Here is a 585-nt window from a genome sequence, read left to right on the forward strand (position 1 = left end):
TTCCCGCACCGGACATTTGCATTCCTGCACCGGACATCAGACCGACTCCCGACATCATGCCGATACCGGACATGGTTTCCATGCCCATCCCCGACATCATACCTGCACCAGACAGGGTGGTGAGTCCCATTCCCGACATTCCCGCACCGGACATTTGCATTCCTGCACCGGACATGCCGACACCGGACATTTGCATTCCTGCACCGGACATTTGCATTCCTGCACCGGACATCAAACCGACTCCCGACATCATGCCGATACCGGACATGGTTTCCATGCCCATTCCCGACATCATACCTGCACCAGACAGGGTGGTGAGTCCCATTCCCGACATTCCCGCACCGGACATTTGCATTCCTGCACCGGACATCAGACCGACTCCCGACATCATGCCGATACCGGACATGGTTTCCATGCCCATCCCCGACATCATACCTGCACCAGACAGGGTGGTGAGTCCCATTCCCGACATTCCCGCACCGGACATTTGCATTCCTGCACCGGATGTGGTTTCCATACCCATTCCCGACATCATGCCGATACCGGACGTGGTTTCCATACCCATTCCCGACATCATGCCGATAC

The 585-nt window shown here is 56.8% G+C and carries 1 pseudogene; it reads right to left on the bottom strand.

What is annotated here, in order from left to right:
- A pseudogene (locus tag AC6RV6_RS28320) lies at window positions 1–585 on the bottom strand (DUF4912 domain-containing protein); the annotation flags it as partial.

Source organism: Spirulina sp. LEGE 11439 (assembly GCF_059821285.1).